The organism is Bradyrhizobium sp. 215_C5_N1_1, from assembly GCF_052075935.1.
Lineage (GTDB): Bacteria > Pseudomonadota > Alphaproteobacteria > Rhizobiales > Xanthobacteraceae > Bradyrhizobium > Bradyrhizobium barranii.
This window is the reverse complement of record NZ_CP197228.1, coordinates 4,439,821-4,456,091: the sequence shown is the minus strand read 5'-3', so window position 1 is coordinate 4,456,091 and position 16,271 is coordinate 4,439,821. Positions and strand designations below refer to the sequence as shown.

The window sequence follows — 16,271 nt, the reverse complement described above, 5'->3', positions numbered from 1 at the left end:
CTTACGCCTCGAAATTGCCGGCGCGGAAATCCATCGCGAATGCCGGCGACGCCTTCCACTTGATCGACTTCGGCTTCGCGGTGAAGGTCGCGTTCTGGTGCAGCACCGTATAGGCGGGATCCTCGCGCTCGGCGATCTCCAGCATGCGGCGGAACGCCTTCTTGCGGGCGGCCCGGTCGGTCGAGGTCTCCAGGAACTCCGAAAGCTTGTTCAGTTCGGCGTTGGTCCACTCGCCGATCTGCTGCTGCTGGCCGTTCGGGCCGTGCTGGGCGACCAGCGACGAGACGGGATCGTTGAAGGCAGCCGAGTTCGACCAGTCGCGTACCGCGCGGGTCGGCGCGCGTTCCATGATCTGCGACCAGTTCTCCTTGGTCTCGATCTGGACGTTGAGGCCGACCGACTTCCACATCTCGACCAGCACCTGGGCGGTCGCAACCTGGTTGGTGTAGTAGTTGTTGAGCAGGCGATAGGGAATCGGATCGCCCTTGTAGTTGGCCTGCTTCAACAGATCCTGCGCGAGCTTCGGATCGTAGGCCGGCACGCTCCAGTCGGCGTTGAACATGTCACCGTAGAATTCCCACTGCAGGCCCTTCGGCACGCGGGTCCGGCCCGCCCACAGGCTGTCGACGATCGCCTGGCGGTCGATCGCGTGGGTGAAGGCGCGCCGCACCAGGGGATTGGCGAGCACGGCGTGGTTCTTGTCGAATACGGTCAGGCGGTGATTGAGGATGGTGCCGCCCTGCACTTCGAACGCTGCGTTCTTCTCGATTCCGGCAATCTGGTCCGGCGGGATGTCGCAGGCGAACTGGTATTCGCCCGACAGCAGGCCGTTGATGCGGCTCGCGACCTCGGGCACTTCGAGGAAACGGATGCGCTTGAGCGGCGGCCGGCCACCCCAATATTCGTCATGCGCCTCGAGGGTCAGCGACACGTCGGGCTTGAGTTCGACGACCTTGTACGGGCCCGTCGTGATCGGCTTGCGCGCCCAGTCGAGATAGCTCGCGGACTGCTCCCAGGCGCGGCGGTTCATGATGTCGGAGCCGTAGCGCGACAGCCGGCCCTCGATCGTGACGTCGGGCGTCGCGTTGTAGAAGCGCACCGTGTACTTGTCGACGGCATCGACGCGCACGAGGTCCGGCCAGATGCGGCGGGCAACCGCCGGCACATCAGGCGGCAGTTCCTTGCCCGGGCGCGGCGTCGGGATCTTCTCGAAGGCCTGGATGGTGGAACGGCTCTTGGCCTCGGTCTCGCCGAACATGCGCTCGCGGCTGAAGGTGAAGACGACGTCTTCGGCCGTCAGCTCGTCGCTATTGTGGAACTTCACGCCCTGGCGCAGCTTCACCTCGACGGTCTGGTCGTCGATGCGACGCCACTCGGTGGCGAGGCCCGGCACGGCCTCCAGGCTGCCACGCCAGTTCTTGGAGATCAGGCCCTCCCAGATCGAGGAGAAGAACACGCGCTCGCCGACGTTCGATTGCTCGCGCAGCACGTCGAGCACGTTCGAATTCGTCACCTTCTGCACGGCGATCGTCACCGACGGACGGTTGTCCGCCTGCCCGATCGCGAAGCGCGGCAGGAGAAGCGTGCCCGCGGCAGCGCCGCCGGACTTCAGGATGGTGCGACGGGTGAGTTTGCTCATGACGATAAGCCCTGACCTTTGTGATGCCGGTTATTCAGCGAGACCGAGCGCGGCCAGATGGGCTGCGCCGGCGCGAACGTCGTCGTGATTGCGGAGTTCGAGGATCAGCCGCGGGTTGGAGGTCAGCCGGCCCAGAGCGCGGAACACGGCCACCCACGGGATGTTGCCTTCGCCCGGCGCCCAGTGCCGGTCGGCAAAGCCGTCGGTGTCCTGGAGGTGCACATGCGTCAGCATGTCGCCGGCGGTCTCGACGTAGTAATCGACCGGCGGTGCGCCGGTGGAGATGTGGGCGTAGTTGGCGTGGCCGGTATCGAGGGAGACGCGGACCTTGTTGCTTTCGAGCGCCTTAGCGAGGCGCACGCGGTCGCGCGGATCCTTGTCCTCGATGTTCTCGATGACGACCTCGCAGCCGATCGTCTCGGCGCGCGCGATCACCTCGGCAAGCGTCGTCTTGACGCGTTCGACGAGATTGCCGCGGTTATCGGGATAGAGGTCGAGATTGTTGTGGTCCCAGGTCGTGAACGGTGAATGGATCACCATCTGCGTCGCACCGAGGAATTCCGCGGCATCGAGGCCCTGGAGCAGGCGCTTCGTCACCGCCTTGCGGATCAAGGGATCATGGCTGTCGATCTTGAAGCCCCAGAACGGGCCGTGAATGCCGAGCCGGCCGGTATGGCCCGAGAGCATCTGCTTGATCTCGCTGGCCGCACTCCGCCAATCGCCGTCGAGCAAATCCGCGCGGAAAAAATCCTGGATTTCGAGATCGCGCTGCCGTTCCAGAAGCCAATCTCGGTGAGCAGGGATCGATTTGATGGACAATGCTGCGCCCAGCACCGGCTTCGACATGGCTTGCTCCTTGACCGTCAGCGATGACGGGAGCAGCGCTAGACCAGTTAAGTGACAGGCCCGTGAAATGCAGGTGCCGGGGCGATGCGCTGATGTGGACATCCCCGCCGATCGCCTGCATCGAATTCAGGCAGCAGTGATCGCAGCAGATGCGGACGAATGCACCAGCGTGCAGCATCAAGCGCGTTCGTGTCCGTAGTGATCCGGAATGGAATCCTAACCATACTTCGCGTACATCGCGCGCATCGATCGGCGGCCTTCCAGGGGCATCACCTTCTGATCGCGCTACATGGGGTTGGGGGACCGCATGGGGCGGGGGGATCAAAGGCTGGGGCAAGGTGACGAGGTCCGGACTCCTAGGCACTCCGGACCTCGGCACTTTCTAGATTGAACGCAATTTCGCGCCGCCGGCCTTATGGGCCGCGCGGCGCGAAGTCGTTCTGGAGCTACCCTGCCCGCGTTCTGGAGCTACCCTGCCCGATCAGCCGTCTCAATCACTTCGGAACGTTCCGCTCGAGATCCTCAAGCCATGCCGCAGCGCTGGAATCCGACGGCGCGCGCCAGTCGCCACGTGGCGACAACGAGCCGCCGGCCGAAACCTTCGGCCCGTTCGGCATCGCCGAGCGCTTGAACTGGCTGAAGGCGAAGAACCGGCGCAGGAACACCTCCAGCCAGCGCCGGATCTCCGGCAGATCATAGGCCCTGCGCTTATCGGTCGGGAACGCCGGCGGCCATTCGCCCTTGGCGACATCATTCCAGGCGTGCTGCGCCATGAAGGCGATCTTGGAGGGCCGCATGCCGAACCGCAGCGTGTAGAACAGGTTGAAATCCTGCAGCTCGTAGGGCCCGACGGAAGCTTCCGTGCTCTGCGGCTTCTCGCCGGGCTTGACCGGAACCAGCTCGGGCGAGATTTCGGCCGACAGGATCGACGTAAGCGTCCGGTTGACGTCGTCGCTGAACTGTTTTGAGGCGATCACCCAGCGGATCAGGTGCTGGATCAGCGTCTTCGGCACCCCGGCGTTGACATTATAATGCGCCATCTGGTCGCCGACGCCGTAGGTGCACCAGCCGAGCGCGAGCTCCGAGAGATCGCCGGTTCCAATGACGATGCCGCCATGATGGTTGGCGAGCCGGAACAGATAGTCCGTGCGCAGGCCCGCCTGCACGTTCTCGAACGTGATGTCGTAGACCTTCTCGCCCTTGCCGAAGGGATGACCGATGTCCTTCAGCATTTGCGTCGCCGTGGGACGGATGTCGAGCTCCTGCCACTCCGTCTGCAACGCCTTCATCAACGCCAGTGCGTTGGTCTTGCTCTCGCTGCCGGTGGCAAAGCCCGGCATCGTGTAAGCCAGGATGTTGCTGCGCGGCAGTCCGAGCAGGTCGACCGCCTTGGCGGCGACGATCAGGGCGTGGGTGGAGTCGAGCCCGCCCGAGACGCCGATCACCACGCGCTTGGTTCCGGTCGCGCGCATGCGCTGCACGAGGCCGGCGACCTGGATGTTGTACGCCTCGTAGCAATCCTGCTCGAGCAGGGCTTCGTCGCTCGGCACGAACGGGAAGCGCTCGATCTGGCGCAGGAAGCCGATGTCGGTGGCCGGCGGCTTCAGGGCGAAGGTGATCCTCCGGAAAAAGGCTTCGCGTTGCCGGCGATTATCGTCGAACGTGCCCATCAGCGCGCGTTCCTGTCTGAGCAGATCGAGATCGACGTCGGCCAGCGTGATCTGGCCGTCCTGGCGGAACCGCTCGCCCTCGGCCAGCAGCACGCCATTCTCATAGATCGAGGTCTGGCCGTCCCAGGCCAGGTCCGTGGTCGATTCCCCTGCTCCGGCGGCTGAATAGACGTAGGCCGCAAGACAACGCGCCGACGTCGATTGGCACAGCAGTGCGCGCGAGCGCGCCCGGCCGATCGTGATCGGGCTGCCGGATAGGTTGATCAGCACGCTGGCGCCGGCAAGCGCGAGTTCGGATGCCGGCGTCACCGGAATCCACATGTCCTCGCAGATCTCGACGCCGATGATCAGGCCTGGAACATCCTCGGCCGCGAACAGGAGGTCGACGCCGAACAGTGCATGCAGCCCGCCAAACGCGATCGTCTCTCCGGCGATGCCGGCGCCGGAAGCGAAATGCCGTCCCTCGTAGAATTCGCGATAGGTCGGCAGATAAGACTTGGGCACGACGCCAAGGACGTTGCCGCGATGAATGACGACGGCGCAATTGTAGATGCGATGACCAAAGCGCAGCGGCGCGCCGACGATCAGGACGGTCATCAGCGCCGAGGACGCCTCGACGATCGTGACAAGGCCGCGCTCGACCGCATCGAGCAGCGGGTCCTGCTTGACGAGATCCTCAATCGCGTAGCCGGACAGGCACAGCTCCGGAAAGACGGCGACCGCCACCGACTGTTCATGGCAAGCGCCTGCCGCTGCCAGGATCGCCTTCGCATTGGCCGTGGGATCGGCCACGTGGGAGGCGGTGACACAGGCCGCCACGCGCGCAAATCCGTGGGCGTAGATCGAGTGGAAGCTCATCGAGCGCGGTACCCTTAATCTTGTCGCGGCCGCAGCCGCCAGTTCCGGATGATATGTAACCCATCGACCGGGCCCCGTGCAGGCCATCCGCCGTCATGCATAACGGATTTGCGTGTTCGCCGGCCCGGCCGGGCCAAGGTACTGACAAGGTCAGGCGCTGCGGGCCAGCACTCCGGAGAGGTCGTTGCGCAGCCACTCGGCGATCCGGGGCCAGGCATGGGCGTGGGTGCGCGCCCCCATGAACAGGCCGAGATGATTGCTGGGCTCGGAGGCCGCGGCAATGAAGGCCGGCGGTGTTCCGAGCAGACCGGCGGTCGCAAGCGCCTGTCTGGCCGGCACGACGTCGTCATCGAGTCCGGCCAGCAGGAAGACCGGCGCCTTGACGTCCCTCAGATCAACCTCGCGGCCGAGCGCCGTGAAGTTGCCGCCGGCAATCCGATTCTCCCGGAAGATTCGGTTGACGATCTCCAGATAATAGGTGCCGGGCAGGTTGAGCGTCTCGGTATTCCAGCGATCGAAACGCGCGAGCAGTGCCGCGCCCTCCTCGTCCGAGAGATCCCTCTGCAATGCCGCCGCAATGTCGTCGCGGCTCGGCGCCTTCGTCCAGAAGCGCAGCATCTCGTCGCCGCTGACATTGCCGCCGCCGCGCGCCACGAGCTGGTCGTAGAGCGCCTCAGGCGCATTGCGAGCTAGCTGGGACAGCGCGGAATCGATCGAGAGATCGACGGGCGCCCCCACCAGCACCAGCCGCCGCACCTTGGCGGGAAAGCGCGCCGCATAGAGCAGCGACAGCCAGCCACCCTGGCACAGGCCGACGAGATCGACCGGCGCGCCGATTTCGTCGACGGCGACGTTGAGATCGCCGAGATAGGCGTCGATCGAGAGATAGCGCATCTCCGGCGAGGCCGAGCGCCAGTCGGTGAGGTACACCCGATCGATGCCGCCATTTTGCAGGGACTGCACCACGCTGTGGCCGGGCGCGAAGTCGGCGATCAGGGCCCGATGCAGCGCATAGGGCGCGCAGACCAGTGCCGGCTGGCCGGATTGCGTCCGCGTGCAATCGCGCAGGCGCATGGTCGCAAGCTCCAAGGCGACTGTGTTGGGCGTCGTCCACGGCAGATTGCTCTCGTCCTGTTCCGGCGGACCGCGTTCCAGCCACCAGAAGCAGGCGTCCATCGCGAGCCGCGCTGCCGCAAACGGCCATAACAGCGGATCATCCGGAGGACGGTCCGACCCACCCAGCGGTTTGCCGCTCTTCTCCACCATGACTATCTCAGGGTCCTCACAGCAAGGCCTCCAGGCTGACGATCGAAATACCGCGCTCGCGAAAACTCCGATGGGTCGCGGCCACAGAGCCGTCGAGATCGATGCCGCGGCATGCGTCCTCGATGACGGCGACCTCGAACCCCGCCTTGCGGGCATCTTCCGCCGAGAAACGAACACAGAAATCCAGCGCCAGACCGGCGATGAAGACGGTCTTCAGCTCGCGCTCGCGCAAATAGCCGAGCAGCCCGGTCGGCGTCCGGTGGTCGTTCTCGAACAGCGCCGAATAGGAATCGATGCCGCGACGAAAGCCTTTGCGCACCACGAGGTTTGCCCTGGTAATTTCGAGCTGCCCATGGAATTCAGCGCCCGCCGTGCCTTGCACGCAGTGCGTCGGCCACAGCACCTGAGTGCCGTAGTCGAGCTCGATGGTCTGGAACGGCTGCTTGCCCGCATGGTTCGGTGCGAACGAGACGTGGTCGCCCGGATGCCAGTCCTGGGTCAGCACCACATTGGTGAATTTTGCGGCAATTCGGTTGATGGCCGGGACAACCTTCTCGCCGCCGGGAACGGCGAGCGCTCCGCCGGTGCAAAAGTCGTTCTGCACGTCGATCACCAGCAGCACGTCGCGGTCGGAAATCTGCATCGCAAGGTCCCGTTCCAGCCGTCCGGCGCGACGGGCGCCGAACGCTCCGTCCAATGTCGATCTTCCCGCGCGGCTTCGCAACCATCGACACATGCGGCGATATCGCGCCCGTCGCACCTGGGATGCAACGGTTTGGCGTTGTCCGAGTTGACTAGGCTCACCCAAGGACGGATTCTAGAGACGTTCGCAAATTGCGGATCTGATGGAGCGGAGGGAACGGTTCCCGCGAGCCTGCAGGGCGCGGCAGCCACAAGGTCATGAGTATCGGCAAGACAGGACAGATTCTTCTCGCCGATATCGGCGGCACCAATGCGCGCTTTGCGCTGAGCGAAAGCGCATCGGACAGCGGCGACCAGGCCGGGCCCATCGACTATGTGAAGGTCGCGGACTTCCCGACCGTCCGGGAAGCCATCGCCGACGTCCTTGCGCGCCGGTCCGGCGGCAAGCAGCCCAAACGCGCCGTGCTGGCCGTCGCGGGTCCCGTGACCAATAACCGCTGCGTCATGACCAACAGTCCGTGGGTCATCGACGGCAACGAGCTCCAGCCGGCCCTCGGCTTCGAGAGCGTGCATGTGCTCAATGATTTCGAGGTCGTGGCCTGGTCCCTGCCCGCCTTGAAGCCTGACGATTTGATCCCGCTCGGGGGCCAGGACGGCCTCCCCGGAGAACCGCTGCTGGTGGTTGGGCCTGGAACCGGCTTTGGCGTCTCCTGTCTGGTCGAACGCCACGGCGCCCGGCTGGCGGTCGTCACCGAGGCAGGCCACGCGACTTTGCCGGCGGAGACCGAGCGCGAGGAGCGCGTGATCGCGGCCATGCGCCGACGTCTCGGTCATGTCTCCATCGAGCGCGGCGCGCTTTCGGGCTCCGGCCTGCAAAACCTCTACGAGGCGCTGGCGGAGGTCGACGGCGCCCAAGTGCCGCACCGCGACGCCGCCGCCATCACCAAGGCCGCCCTGGAGGGCAGTTGCGAACTGAGCCGCGCGACGCTGGAGATGTTTTGCGCCATCCTCGGCTCGGTCACGGGCAATCTCGCGGTGACCTTCGGCGCCCGCGGCGGCGTCTACATCGCCGGCGGGATCGTGCCGCGCTTTCCGGAGTTCCTTGCCGCTTCCGCGTTCCGGGCACGCTTCGAAGCCAAGGGACGCTTCCAGGACTATTTGCGCAATATCCCGACCAGGCTGGTGACGAAACCCGACGCGAGCTTCGTCGGCCTGAAGATGTTCGCCGACCACAATCCGGATTGATGAGCCGCGATCGGCTCCGACGCCGTCCAGTCCGTTAACTATACACAGCTGATTGCAGCCAAGGCGCGGTTCCACGCAGGATCGTGCTTGCCCGACTGTGTCCGATGGGAAACAATTCCCGTAGTTGCGGGGGCGTGACATGCGTAAGCAGGACTTCGGTTTCGACTATCACCGCTATCACCGCCTGCTGACCGAGGCGGACGACGATGACAAGCGGCTGGCCCTGATCGAGCTCCTGATCGAGGAAAAGGCGCGCGACCGGCTGGCCGCGCAACGCGCCTCTGATCGCGCCGCCATGACGGCCCATACCATCGCCACTGTGCTGAAGAACGGCCGCAACTGAGACTTGCGGGACCGCTTGCTACTCGCGCAAACACGCGAGCGATGGCGATTCCGTTAACGATCCCTCGCAAGCTCGCGTCAAACTTTTTGCTCTAAGAGCTTCCCCTACCTGATGCAATTCAGGGGTCAACAAAGGGGGGAATGAACATGAGCATGATTTCGCTTGCCGCGATCCCGGCCGCCGTCGAAACCCGTTTTGCCGATTCTTCGTTCAAGATCATCTTGCTGTTCTGCTGCATGGGCCTGGTCGCCTCGTTCGGCGTGATGGCGCGCGGCATCGACCTCAGCGCCGGCCTGATCTGAGACGACGAGACATTCTTTCGCCAAATGGCCGCCCCTCACGGGCGGCCATTTTCGTTGGCGATCTCAGTACGGCGCTTCTCAGTGAGGAGCCTTCTCAGTGAGGAGTTTTGGCGACCGCGTCCGGAAACAGCGAATCGATCATCACCTTGAGCTGGTCGAGGGAAATCGGCTTGCGCAGGATAGGCCGCCGCCGGAGCAAGGACGGCAGCAGCTCCGGCCCGTAGCCGGTGGCGAACAGAAACGGCTTGCCGCGGCGCTCGATCAGGTCGGCGACTGGATCGACGTAGAGGCCCTTCAGGTTGATGTCGAGGATGGCGAAATCGTATTGCGCGGTCATCGCAAAGGCGCTCGCGTCCCGGACATTGTCCGCTTCCGCGACGACATGATGGCCGAGTTCCTCCACCATGTCGGCGATCATCATCCGGATCAACGCCTCGTCTTCGACCAGGAAAACGGAGAGTCCGTCCGCCATATCAACCCCGCAGTCAGCTTACGAAGCTAACCATACCCGAAATGCGGAGAGGATTCACGAATTCGTGGCGGGCGCCGTTAATTCAGACGCCCGCGATCGGATTCAACTTGATTAATCCAGCCCGCGCTCGTGGCTGAGGCGCACCATCTCCTGGATGAAGACCTGCTTCTGCTTGTCGTCGAGGCTCGAATAAAGCGGCTCGGCGGCATCGGCGACATTGCGCTGGTCGGCGGCGCGGTCGATCAGGAATTGCGATTCGTTGCGCATCTGCTCGATGATGTCGTCAGGCGGATCCCGCTTGGCGCGGGCGATCCGCAGGTTGAGCCGCTCCGCGCCATTATGCCCCAGATAGTGCATTGCGCTCGAGAAGCCGAACCAGTGCTTCTCCTGATCGGGCGTCAGGTTCAACTCGGTCTTGATCCGCTCGATATAGGAATCGCTGTTGGCGACGATCTGCTCGGCGGACTGTTGCGGCGCGCCGGGCTGGGTGAGGACGGTGACGTCCTTATTGTCCTTGTTGTCCTGCGGCGCATTCCTGGCTTCCTTGCTCGCCTTGGCGCCCTTGCCCGCCTTGGCGGTCTCCTTGGCGCCCTTGTCCTTGCCGGCGCCCGGCTGCTTGGAATCCTTGCTCGCGTCCTTGCTGGCATCCTTGCTCGCGTCCTTGGCAGCCGGAGCCGGCTGGTTGTTGACGCCGAGCACGCCGGTGAAGACACCGACCACGCCGCCGATCGCACCGCCCAGCACGCCGCCAACGGGTCCGGCCGCCTTGTTGCCGGCCGCAGCTCCATCCTGAACGCCCTTGACCAGGCCTTGCGCCTGCGCAACGGCGGCGGCGCCCAGCAGCACCGCGAGCACGGAGCCCAGCGCGAACCATCGCCGCAGGTGAAGCCGCGCAGGCGGCGCCGGGTTGATCATTCTGGTCTCCATCGTCGATCCGATTGTCCTGTCCGGGTGGGGGCCACCCGCCGGTTGCAACTCTATCGTTTTCGCCGCTTCGCGGTCCAGCCGCAGCCAATTGCTGTCCACGCCCGAACACTGTTTGGCGCGAAGCGGTTATGAAGGCTTATTCGAAACTGCGGCGTAATTGCGCACGAGATGTCCTGCGGTCCTTGACCCGAAGTGTGCGTCGCAAAATGCGCCTCCGAGGTTCACCGCTGGCGCGCGTCGCGCGACGGCGCCGCCGCGTTCCCGGACGCAACGTTAGTTCTAGACGGCGAGTCGTTCGGCTTCCTCGACAGACGGGATCAATCATGATCTGATCGCGCTACCAATTTGCTGCGCTTCGCGCGATTTCACGGCGAGGCGGTAGCACCAAGAAACGCGAACAAAAATCAAAAACAAAACTCGGAATGCCAGAGGAAACGCGAAAACAATAAAACATCCAGGTGAGGAAACGAGATGTCACGCAAGACACTGACGCGACGTCAATTTGTAGCCGCCACTGCAATGTCCTCCGCCGCGCTGATCACAGCGCCCTATGTCCGCGGCGCTTACGCCGCCGGCAAACTCTCGATCGGCTTCTGGGACCACTGGGTGCCCGGTGCCAACGACGCCTCCACCGCCATGGTCAAGGAATGGGCTGAAAAGGAGAAGGTCGAAGTTTCCATCGATTACATCACCAGCAACAACAAGAAGATCGAGTTGACGGTCGCGGCCGAAGCGCAGGCCAAATCCGGCCACGACATTCTTCAGATGTACACCTGGTGGCCGCATGCGTATGCCGAGCAGTTTGAACCGGTGAACGACGTGGTCGAGGAGGCGATCAAGCAGAACGGTGAGGTCAACGACACGGTCAAATATCTCGGCAAGGCCAACGGCAAATGGCTTGCGGTCCCGGCAACCCCGGGGAGCCAGATCAAGGGGCCCTGCTCGCGCATCGACCTCATGAAGAAGCATGCGGGGATCGACGTCCAGGAACTGTACCCCGTCGGCGCGCCGCCCAAGGCCGATAGCTGGAATATGGATACATTCCTGAAGGCGGCGGAAGCCTGCCAGAAGGCCGGTTTCCCATTCGGAATCGGTCTCGGCGAGACCACCGACAGCGTCGATACCGCGGGCGCCATCTTCCAGTCGTTCGGCGCCGAACTCGTCAACGCCAAGGGCGATGTCACGGTGAAGACCGATGAGGTTCGCCAGGCGCTCGAATATTACAAGAAGCTGATCGCCTTCCTGCCACCGGACGCGCCGTCCTGGGATGATGCGTCGAACAACAAATGGCTGATCTCCGGCCGCGGCGCCCTCATCATGAATCCGCCGAGCGCCTGGGCGGTCGCCAAGCGCGACGCGCCGCAGGTCGCCGAGCAATGCTGGACGCACGGCTTCCCCTCCGGTCCTAAAGGCCGGTATGCGCCGTTCCTGCCCTATTTCTGGGGTCTCTGGAATTTCTCCAAGAACAAGGCATCGGCCAAGAGCCTTCTGGCTTTTCTGTCACAGCCGTCATCGATCGAAAAGTTCGTCGCGGCGAGCGGCGGCTACGATTTGCCGGCCTATTCGAAGATGACGACCCTGAAGACCTGGGCCGAGGTAGGCCCGCCGAAGGGCACGCTCTATCACTATCCAAATCCCTACAATCATCAGACACTGTCGATTGCGGCCTCTCCGGCGCCGCCGAAGATCGCCCAGCAGATCTACGCGCAGGCCACGCTGACCAAGATGGCGCTGCGCTTTGCGCAGGGCGAAAAGTTGGAGACCGCACTCGCCTGGGGCGAAGGCGAGTGTGAAGGCTTCATGCGAACCTAAGCCGGGGTGTGCCACGGCGGTTCACGCATCCCCGCGTGAGCCGCTAGGGCACCCCACCGTTCGATGGAATGAGCAGATCGAGCCGACACGCGGGTGCCGGCTCCGCCGTTGGACATTCCGCAAGGAAGCTTGACCCAAGGACACTGACATGGCCGATGTCGTCGTTGAGGACGGTCGCGTCGCCCGCACGGCGAGCGCGCGCAAACGGACGGGCCTGCACAATGCGTTGAAGCGGAAATCGACCGTGGCGTTCTTCCTGACGCTGCCGCTGATCCTGCTGATCGCGCTGTTCGTGCTTTACCCTGCCCTGTTCTCGATCCACCTCGCGACGCTGAACAAGTCGATGCAAAAATTCGTCGGCTTCGGCAACTTCACCTTCCTGTTCAAGCGCGAGACGTTCTGGATGGTGGTGGAGCAGTCCTGCATCTTCGCGATCACCGCCGTGTTCTTCAAGGCGCTGATCGGCTTCATCGTCGCGCATTTGGTGCACAACATACCGGCCAAGGGCCAGCGCAAATGGCGCGGCATGCTGCTGGTGCCCTGGGTGATCCCGCCGGCGATGAGCACGCTCGCCTGGCTGTGGCTGTTCGACCCCTCCTACAGCGCCTTCAACTACACGCTCTCCTTCTTCGGCATCGGTCCCATCAACTGGCTCGGCAATGCCGCCTGGGCGCGCTTTTCCGTCATCCTCGTCAACGTCTGGTACGGCGCGCCGTTCTTCCTGATCATGTACCTGGCGGCGCTGAAATCGGTGCCGGACCAGCTCTACGAGGCCGCCGCAATCGACGGCGCCAATTGGTGGCAGAAGATGTGGTACGTGACGCTGCCGATGATGCGCAACATCATCGCGATCACGACGCTGTTCTCGCTGATCGTCACCTTCGCTAATTTCGACATCGTCCGCATCCTGACCTCAGGCGGGCCTCTCGACCAGACCCAGATCTTTGCCACCTATGCGTTCCGGGTCGGCATCGAGAGCAACGACATTCCGCTCGGCGCCAGCGTCTCGCTGTTCATGGTCCCGATCCTCGCCGTCGCAGCGATCTTCATCCTGCGCGACGTCAATAAACGCGGGAACGAATCCTGATGAGCACAATAGCGATCGACAAGGCCGGCCCCCGGCGCAAGGTTAAATATGGCAGCATGAGCCGCGACCGTACCTGGGCGCTGCGCTGGTCCTATTTCTTCCTGGTGCTGTTTGCGATCTTCTTTCTGACGCCGCCGCTCTACATGGTGATCACCTCGCTCAAGAGCAGCGCGGAGATCTCGGCTGCGACCAATCCGTGGTGGGTGTTCCACCCGACGCTGGCGAACTATGTCGAACTACTGACGTCGAACCAATTCCTCCGGTTCTTCTGGAATTCGACCATCGTGTCGCTGGTGGTTGTGCTCGTCACGATGCTGATCAGCATCCCTGCCGCCTTCGCGCTCGCGCGGATGAAGTTCTGGGGCTCGACGACGCTCGCCACCGGCGTGTTCCTGACCTACCTGGTTCCGGACAGCCTCCTCTTCATCCCGCTGTTCAAGATGCTGGCGCTGGTTCAGGACATCACCGGCATCACGCTCCTGAACCGATGGTACGTGCTGCTATTCGTCTATCCGACGCTGACGGTGCCGTTCTGTACCTGGATCATGATCGGCTATTTCGCCTCGATCCCGAAGGAGCTCGACGAGGCCGCGATCATCGACGGCGCCTCGTGGCTTCAGACCCTGACGCGGATCTTTATTCCGGTCGCGCTGCCGGGCCTGATTGCCGCGACCATCTTCGCCTTCACGGTGTCCTGGGCGCAGTTCCTCTATCCCCTGGTGTTCACGACGTCCATCGACCAGCTCGTGCTCCCGGTCGGCATCACCACCACCCTGATCAAGGGCGACGTCTTCAACTGGGGCCAGATCATGACCGGCGCGCTGCTCGGCGCAGCTCCGCCGCTGGTCATCTACGCCTTCCTGATGGACTACTACATCGCCGGCCTGACCGCCGGCGCGACAAAGGGTTGATGTCTCATGGCTGACGTTGCATTGCGGAAGGTGGTCAAGCGTTACGATGATGTCGAAGCCGTGCGCGGCATCGACTTGGACATCGCCGACCATGAGTTCATCGTGCTGGTTGGGCCTTCGGGCTGCGGCAAGTCGACGACGCTGCGCATGATCGCGGGCCTCGAGGACATCAGCGACGGCGACATCATGATCGGCGGCGACGTCGTCAATGACGTACCGCCGAAGGATCGCGATATCGCCATGGTGTTCCAGAACTACGCGCTCTACCCGCACATGACGGTCGCGGAGAACATGTCGTTCGGGCTGCGCCTGAAGCACTTTCCCAAGGCCGAGATCAAGGCGCGGGTCACGGAAGCCGCCCGCCTCCTCGACATCACCGACCTGATCGACCGCAAGCCGAAGCAGCTCTCCGGCGGCCAGCGCCAGCGTGTCGCGATGGGCCGCGCCATCGTGCGCAATCCGAAAGTGTTCCTGTTCGATGAGCCGCTGTCCAATCTCGACGCCAAGCTGCGCGTGCAGATGCGGATCGAGATCAAGAAGGTGCACCAGAAGGTACGCACCACCACGGTCTACGTCACCCACGACCAGGTCGAGGCGATGACGTTGGCTGACCGCGTCGTTGTGATGAACAAGGGCCGCATCGAGCAGATCGGCACGCCCAACGAGCTCTACCACAAGCCGGCGACGCGCTTCGTCGCCGGCTTCATCGGCTCGCCCGCGATGAATTTCATCCCGTGCCGGCTGGAGGATGTCGGCGGCGCGCTCCAGATCCGTTTGACCGACCGCATCGCCTTTGCGCTGCCACAGGCTCGCGCCGCGCGCTACAACGCGCTGCCGCGCACCGACAAGCTGCTGCTCGGCCTCCGGCCGGAGCACCTCACCGAGTCGCATGCGCATCTCGGGCCCGGCGTCGAGACCTTCGACACCGTGCTCGACGTCACCGAGCCGATGGGGATGGAGACCCTGGTCTATTTCGGCCTCGACGGCACGCCGATCTGCGGCCGCGTCGATCCCAACGCCGGCGCCAAGGACGGGGCACCCATGCGTTTGGCGATGGACCTCAACAATATGCACCTGCTAAACGAAGACACCGGCGTCGTGTTGTGACGCCGTCTCAAGAAACGCAAGCAGGCGGGGAGCGATGGCGACCAACAAGAAGAAGATTTTCGTTACACAAACTTTGTCGCAAGGGGCACGCGCCCTCCTCACCCAGCGGGACGATATCGAGCTCGTCGAGTTTCCGAACCTGATCTCGGCCAAGGATTTCGAAGCCTTGCTGAAGAACCACGCGCCGGTTCACGGCGTGGCGCTGGGTGCCACCGCCTTCGGTGAGACCGAGCTTGAGGCCTCGAAGGACATGAAGGTGGTGACCCGCATCGGCGTCGGTTACGACGCCGTCGACGTGCCCGCCCTCTCCCGCCGCAAGGTGCCGCTGATGGTGGCGGGCAGCGCCAACTCGCCCTCGGTCGCCGAGCAGGCGCTGTTCATGATGCTGACGCTGGCCAAGCGCGCCAATGAGATGCACGCCTGCGTCAAGGATGGCCAATGGGCCAACCGGCTCGGCATGCTGCCGTTCGACCTCTACGGCAAGACCGTGCTGATCATCGGCTTCGGCCGCATCGGCAGTCGCACCGCCAAGCGCTGCCAAGCGATGGAAATGAAGGTGCAGGTCTACGATCCCTACAAGCCTGCCGCCGAGATCAAGGCCGCGGGCTGCGAGCCCGTCGCCGATCTCGACGCAGCGCTGCCCAACGCCGACTTCGTCACCATCCATTGCCCGAAGACGCCGGAAACCGTCGGGCTGTTCGATGCGGCGCGGATCGGCCGGATGAAGCCGAAATCCTATCTCATCAACACTGCACGCGGCGGCATCGTGAAGGAGGCCGCGCTATACGACGCCCTGGTCTCCGGCAGGATTGCCGGTGCCGGGATCGACGTGTTCGAGGTGGAGCCGCCGCCGGTCAGCAACGCGCTGTTCGCGCTGCCCAACGTCATCATGGCCCCGCACGTCGCCGGCGTCACCGTCGAGGCGGTGAGCCGCATGAGCGAGCAGACCGCTCGCAATATCCTGAGTGTGCTGGACGGCGATCCCATCCGGCAGAACATCATCAACCAGGACGTGCTCGGCTGAGCCGACCTCCGGGCGGGCGGTTATCCGCCCGCCTCCGGAACGCCAGAATGCGTCCCATTTTGGTGCAGATCGAGCCCCAACTCAGCCTTAATCAAACCCGCGTAATAAGTCCGGCCGCGG

15 protein-coding genes are annotated in these 16,271 nt (G+C 63.8%); 8 read left to right on the top strand and 7 right to left on the bottom strand.

Annotated features, from left to right (window positions below):
• Position 1: 1 nt before the first annotated feature.
• The 5 genes from AB7G19_RS21485 to pncA all read right to left on the bottom strand — a co-directional run bounded on the left by AB7G19_RS21485 (position 2) and on the right by pncA (position 6,922).
• A complete protein-coding gene (locus AB7G19_RS21485) occupies positions 2–1,639 on the bottom strand; it encodes an ABC transporter substrate-binding protein (protein WP_208071326.1) in 1,638 nt (545 codons plus the stop codon).
• Positions 1,640–1,669: 30 nt separating this feature from the next.
• Positions 1,670–2,485 carry a sugar phosphate isomerase/epimerase family protein gene (locus tag AB7G19_RS21480; RefSeq protein WP_063983251.1) on the bottom strand — a complete coding sequence of 272 codons (816 nt, stop codon included), beginning with the start codon at positions 2,483–2,485 and terminating at the stop codon, positions 1,670–1,672.
• A 494-nt stretch (positions 2,486–2,979) separates the two neighbouring features.
• Positions 2,980–5,013, bottom strand: coding sequence for an NAD(+) synthase (locus AB7G19_RS21475; protein ID WP_354233566.1), 2,034 nt, complete (start codon positions 5,011–5,013; stop codon positions 2,980–2,982).
• A 150-nt stretch (positions 5,014–5,163) separates the two neighbouring features.
• Positions 5,164–6,279, bottom strand: coding sequence for an alpha/beta fold hydrolase (locus AB7G19_RS21470; RefSeq protein WP_354123786.1), 1,116 nt, complete (start codon positions 6,277–6,279; stop codon positions 5,164–5,166).
• A 16-nt stretch (positions 6,280–6,295) separates the two neighbouring features.
• The gene (gene pncA / locus AB7G19_RS21465; protein WP_354123785.1) at positions 6,296–6,922 is read right to left on the bottom strand and encodes a bifunctional nicotinamidase/pyrazinamidase; all 627 of its coding nucleotides are present in this window, start codon (positions 6,920–6,922) and stop codon (positions 6,296–6,298) included.
• Between the two features lie 257 nt (positions 6,923–7,179).
• On the opposite strand from pncA, the gene glk reads away from it, so the two are divergent.
• The 3 genes from glk (at position 7,180) to AB7G19_RS21450 (ending at position 8,811) form a co-directional block, all read left to right on the top strand.
• Positions 7,180–8,166, top strand: a complete 987-nt coding sequence (gene glk / locus AB7G19_RS21460) for a glucokinase (RefSeq protein WP_354123784.1) — start codon at positions 7,180–7,182, stop codon at positions 8,164–8,166.
• A gap of 139 nt (positions 8,167–8,305) precedes the next feature.
• The gene (locus AB7G19_RS21455) at positions 8,306–8,509 is read left to right on the top strand and encodes a hypothetical protein (RefSeq protein WP_014495215.1); all 204 of its coding nucleotides are present in this window, start codon (positions 8,306–8,308) and stop codon (positions 8,507–8,509) included.
• Positions 8,510–8,655: 146 nt separating this feature from the next.
• Entirely contained in the window at positions 8,656–8,811 is a 156-nt protein-coding gene (locus AB7G19_RS21450) for a hypothetical protein (protein WP_259257549.1), read from the top strand.
• A 94-nt stretch (positions 8,812–8,905) separates the two neighbouring features.
• On the opposite strand, the gene AB7G19_RS21445 is transcribed toward AB7G19_RS21450, so the two are convergent.
• Positions 8,906–9,283, bottom strand: a complete 378-nt coding sequence (locus AB7G19_RS21445; RefSeq protein ID WP_014495213.1) for a response regulator — start codon at positions 9,281–9,283, stop codon at positions 8,906–8,908.
• Positions 9,284–9,394: 111 nt separating this feature from the next.
• On the bottom strand, positions 9,395–10,198 hold the full coding sequence (locus tag AB7G19_RS21440; protein WP_167767897.1) for a Spy/CpxP family protein refolding chaperone: 804 nt from the start codon (positions 10,196–10,198) through the stop codon (positions 9,395–9,397).
• A 483-nt stretch (positions 10,199–10,681) separates the two neighbouring features.
• On the opposite strand from AB7G19_RS21440, the gene AB7G19_RS21435 reads away from it, so the two are divergent.
• From AB7G19_RS21435 to AB7G19_RS21415, 5 genes are all read left to right on the top strand, one after another.
• Complete coding sequence (locus tag AB7G19_RS21435) at positions 10,682–12,022, top strand: ABC transporter substrate-binding protein (protein ID WP_283016516.1); 1,341 nt, start codon at positions 10,682–10,684, stop codon at positions 12,020–12,022.
• 148 nt (positions 12,023–12,170) lie between these two features.
• On the top strand, positions 12,171–13,109 hold the full coding sequence (locus tag AB7G19_RS21430) for a carbohydrate ABC transporter permease (protein ID WP_063983244.1): 939 nt from the start codon (positions 12,171–12,173) through the stop codon (positions 13,107–13,109).
• On the top strand, positions 13,109–14,020 hold the full coding sequence (locus tag AB7G19_RS21425) for a carbohydrate ABC transporter permease (protein ID WP_063983243.1): 912 nt from the start codon (positions 13,109–13,111) through the stop codon (positions 14,018–14,020). The genes AB7G19_RS21430 and AB7G19_RS21425 overlap by 1 nt, the downstream gene beginning before the upstream one ends.
• A 6-nt stretch (positions 14,021–14,026) precedes the next feature.
• A complete protein-coding gene (locus AB7G19_RS21420; RefSeq protein WP_283016517.1) occupies positions 14,027–15,127 on the top strand; it encodes an ABC transporter ATP-binding protein in 1,101 nt (366 codons plus the stop codon).
• Positions 15,128–15,161: 34 nt separating this feature from the next.
• Positions 15,162–16,151 carry a hydroxyacid dehydrogenase gene (locus tag AB7G19_RS21415; RefSeq protein WP_247309946.1) on the top strand — a complete coding sequence of 330 codons (990 nt, stop codon included), beginning with the start codon at positions 15,162–15,164 and terminating at the stop codon, positions 16,149–16,151.
• Positions 16,152–16,271: the final 120 nt, after the last annotated feature.

Coding starts and splice junctions, on each gene's coding strand:
- AB7G19_RS21485 (WP_208071326.1), bottom strand. CDS start 1,639: ATGAGCAAACTCACCCGTCGCACCATCCTGAAGTCCGGCGGCGCTGCC.
- AB7G19_RS21425 (WP_063983243.1), top strand. CDS start 13,109: ATGAGCACAATAGCGATCGACAAGGCCGGCCCCCGGCGCAAGGTTAAA.
- AB7G19_RS21480 (WP_063983251.1), bottom strand. CDS start 2,485: ATGTCGAAGCCGGTGCTGGGCGCAGCATTGTCCATCAAATCGATCCCT.
- AB7G19_RS21430 (WP_063983244.1), top strand. CDS start 12,171: ATGGCCGATGTCGTCGTTGAGGACGGTCGCGTCGCCCGCACGGCGAGC.
- AB7G19_RS21440 (WP_167767897.1), bottom strand. CDS start 10,198: ATGATCAACCCGGCGCCGCCTGCGCGGCTTCACCTGCGGCGATGGTTC.
- AB7G19_RS21435 (WP_283016516.1), top strand. CDS start 10,682: ATGTCACGCAAGACACTGACGCGACGTCAATTTGTAGCCGCCACTGCA.
- AB7G19_RS21445 (WP_014495213.1), bottom strand. CDS start 9,283: ATGGCGGACGGACTCTCCGTTTTCCTGGTCGAAGACGAGGCGTTGATC.
- AB7G19_RS21450 (WP_259257549.1), top strand. CDS start 8,656: ATGAGCATGATTTCGCTTGCCGCGATCCCGGCCGCCGTCGAAACCCGT.
- glk (WP_354123784.1), top strand. CDS start 7,180: ATGAGTATCGGCAAGACAGGACAGATTCTTCTCGCCGATATCGGCGGC.
- AB7G19_RS21415 (WP_247309946.1), top strand. CDS start 15,162: ATGGCGACCAACAAGAAGAAGATTTTCGTTACACAAACTTTGTCGCAA.
- AB7G19_RS21470 (WP_354123786.1), bottom strand. CDS start 6,279: ATGGTGGAGAAGAGCGGCAAACCGCTGGGTGGGTCGGACCGTCCTCCG.
- pncA (WP_354123785.1), bottom strand. CDS start 6,922: ATGCAGATTTCCGACCGCGACGTGCTGCTGGTGATCGACGTGCAGAAC.
- AB7G19_RS21455 (WP_014495215.1), top strand. CDS start 8,306: ATGCGTAAGCAGGACTTCGGTTTCGACTATCACCGCTATCACCGCCTG.
- AB7G19_RS21420 (WP_283016517.1), top strand. CDS start 14,027: ATGGCTGACGTTGCATTGCGGAAGGTGGTCAAGCGTTACGATGATGTC.
- AB7G19_RS21475 (WP_354233566.1), bottom strand. CDS start 5,013: ATGAGCTTCCACTCGATCTACGCCCACGGATTTGCGCGCGTGGCGGCC.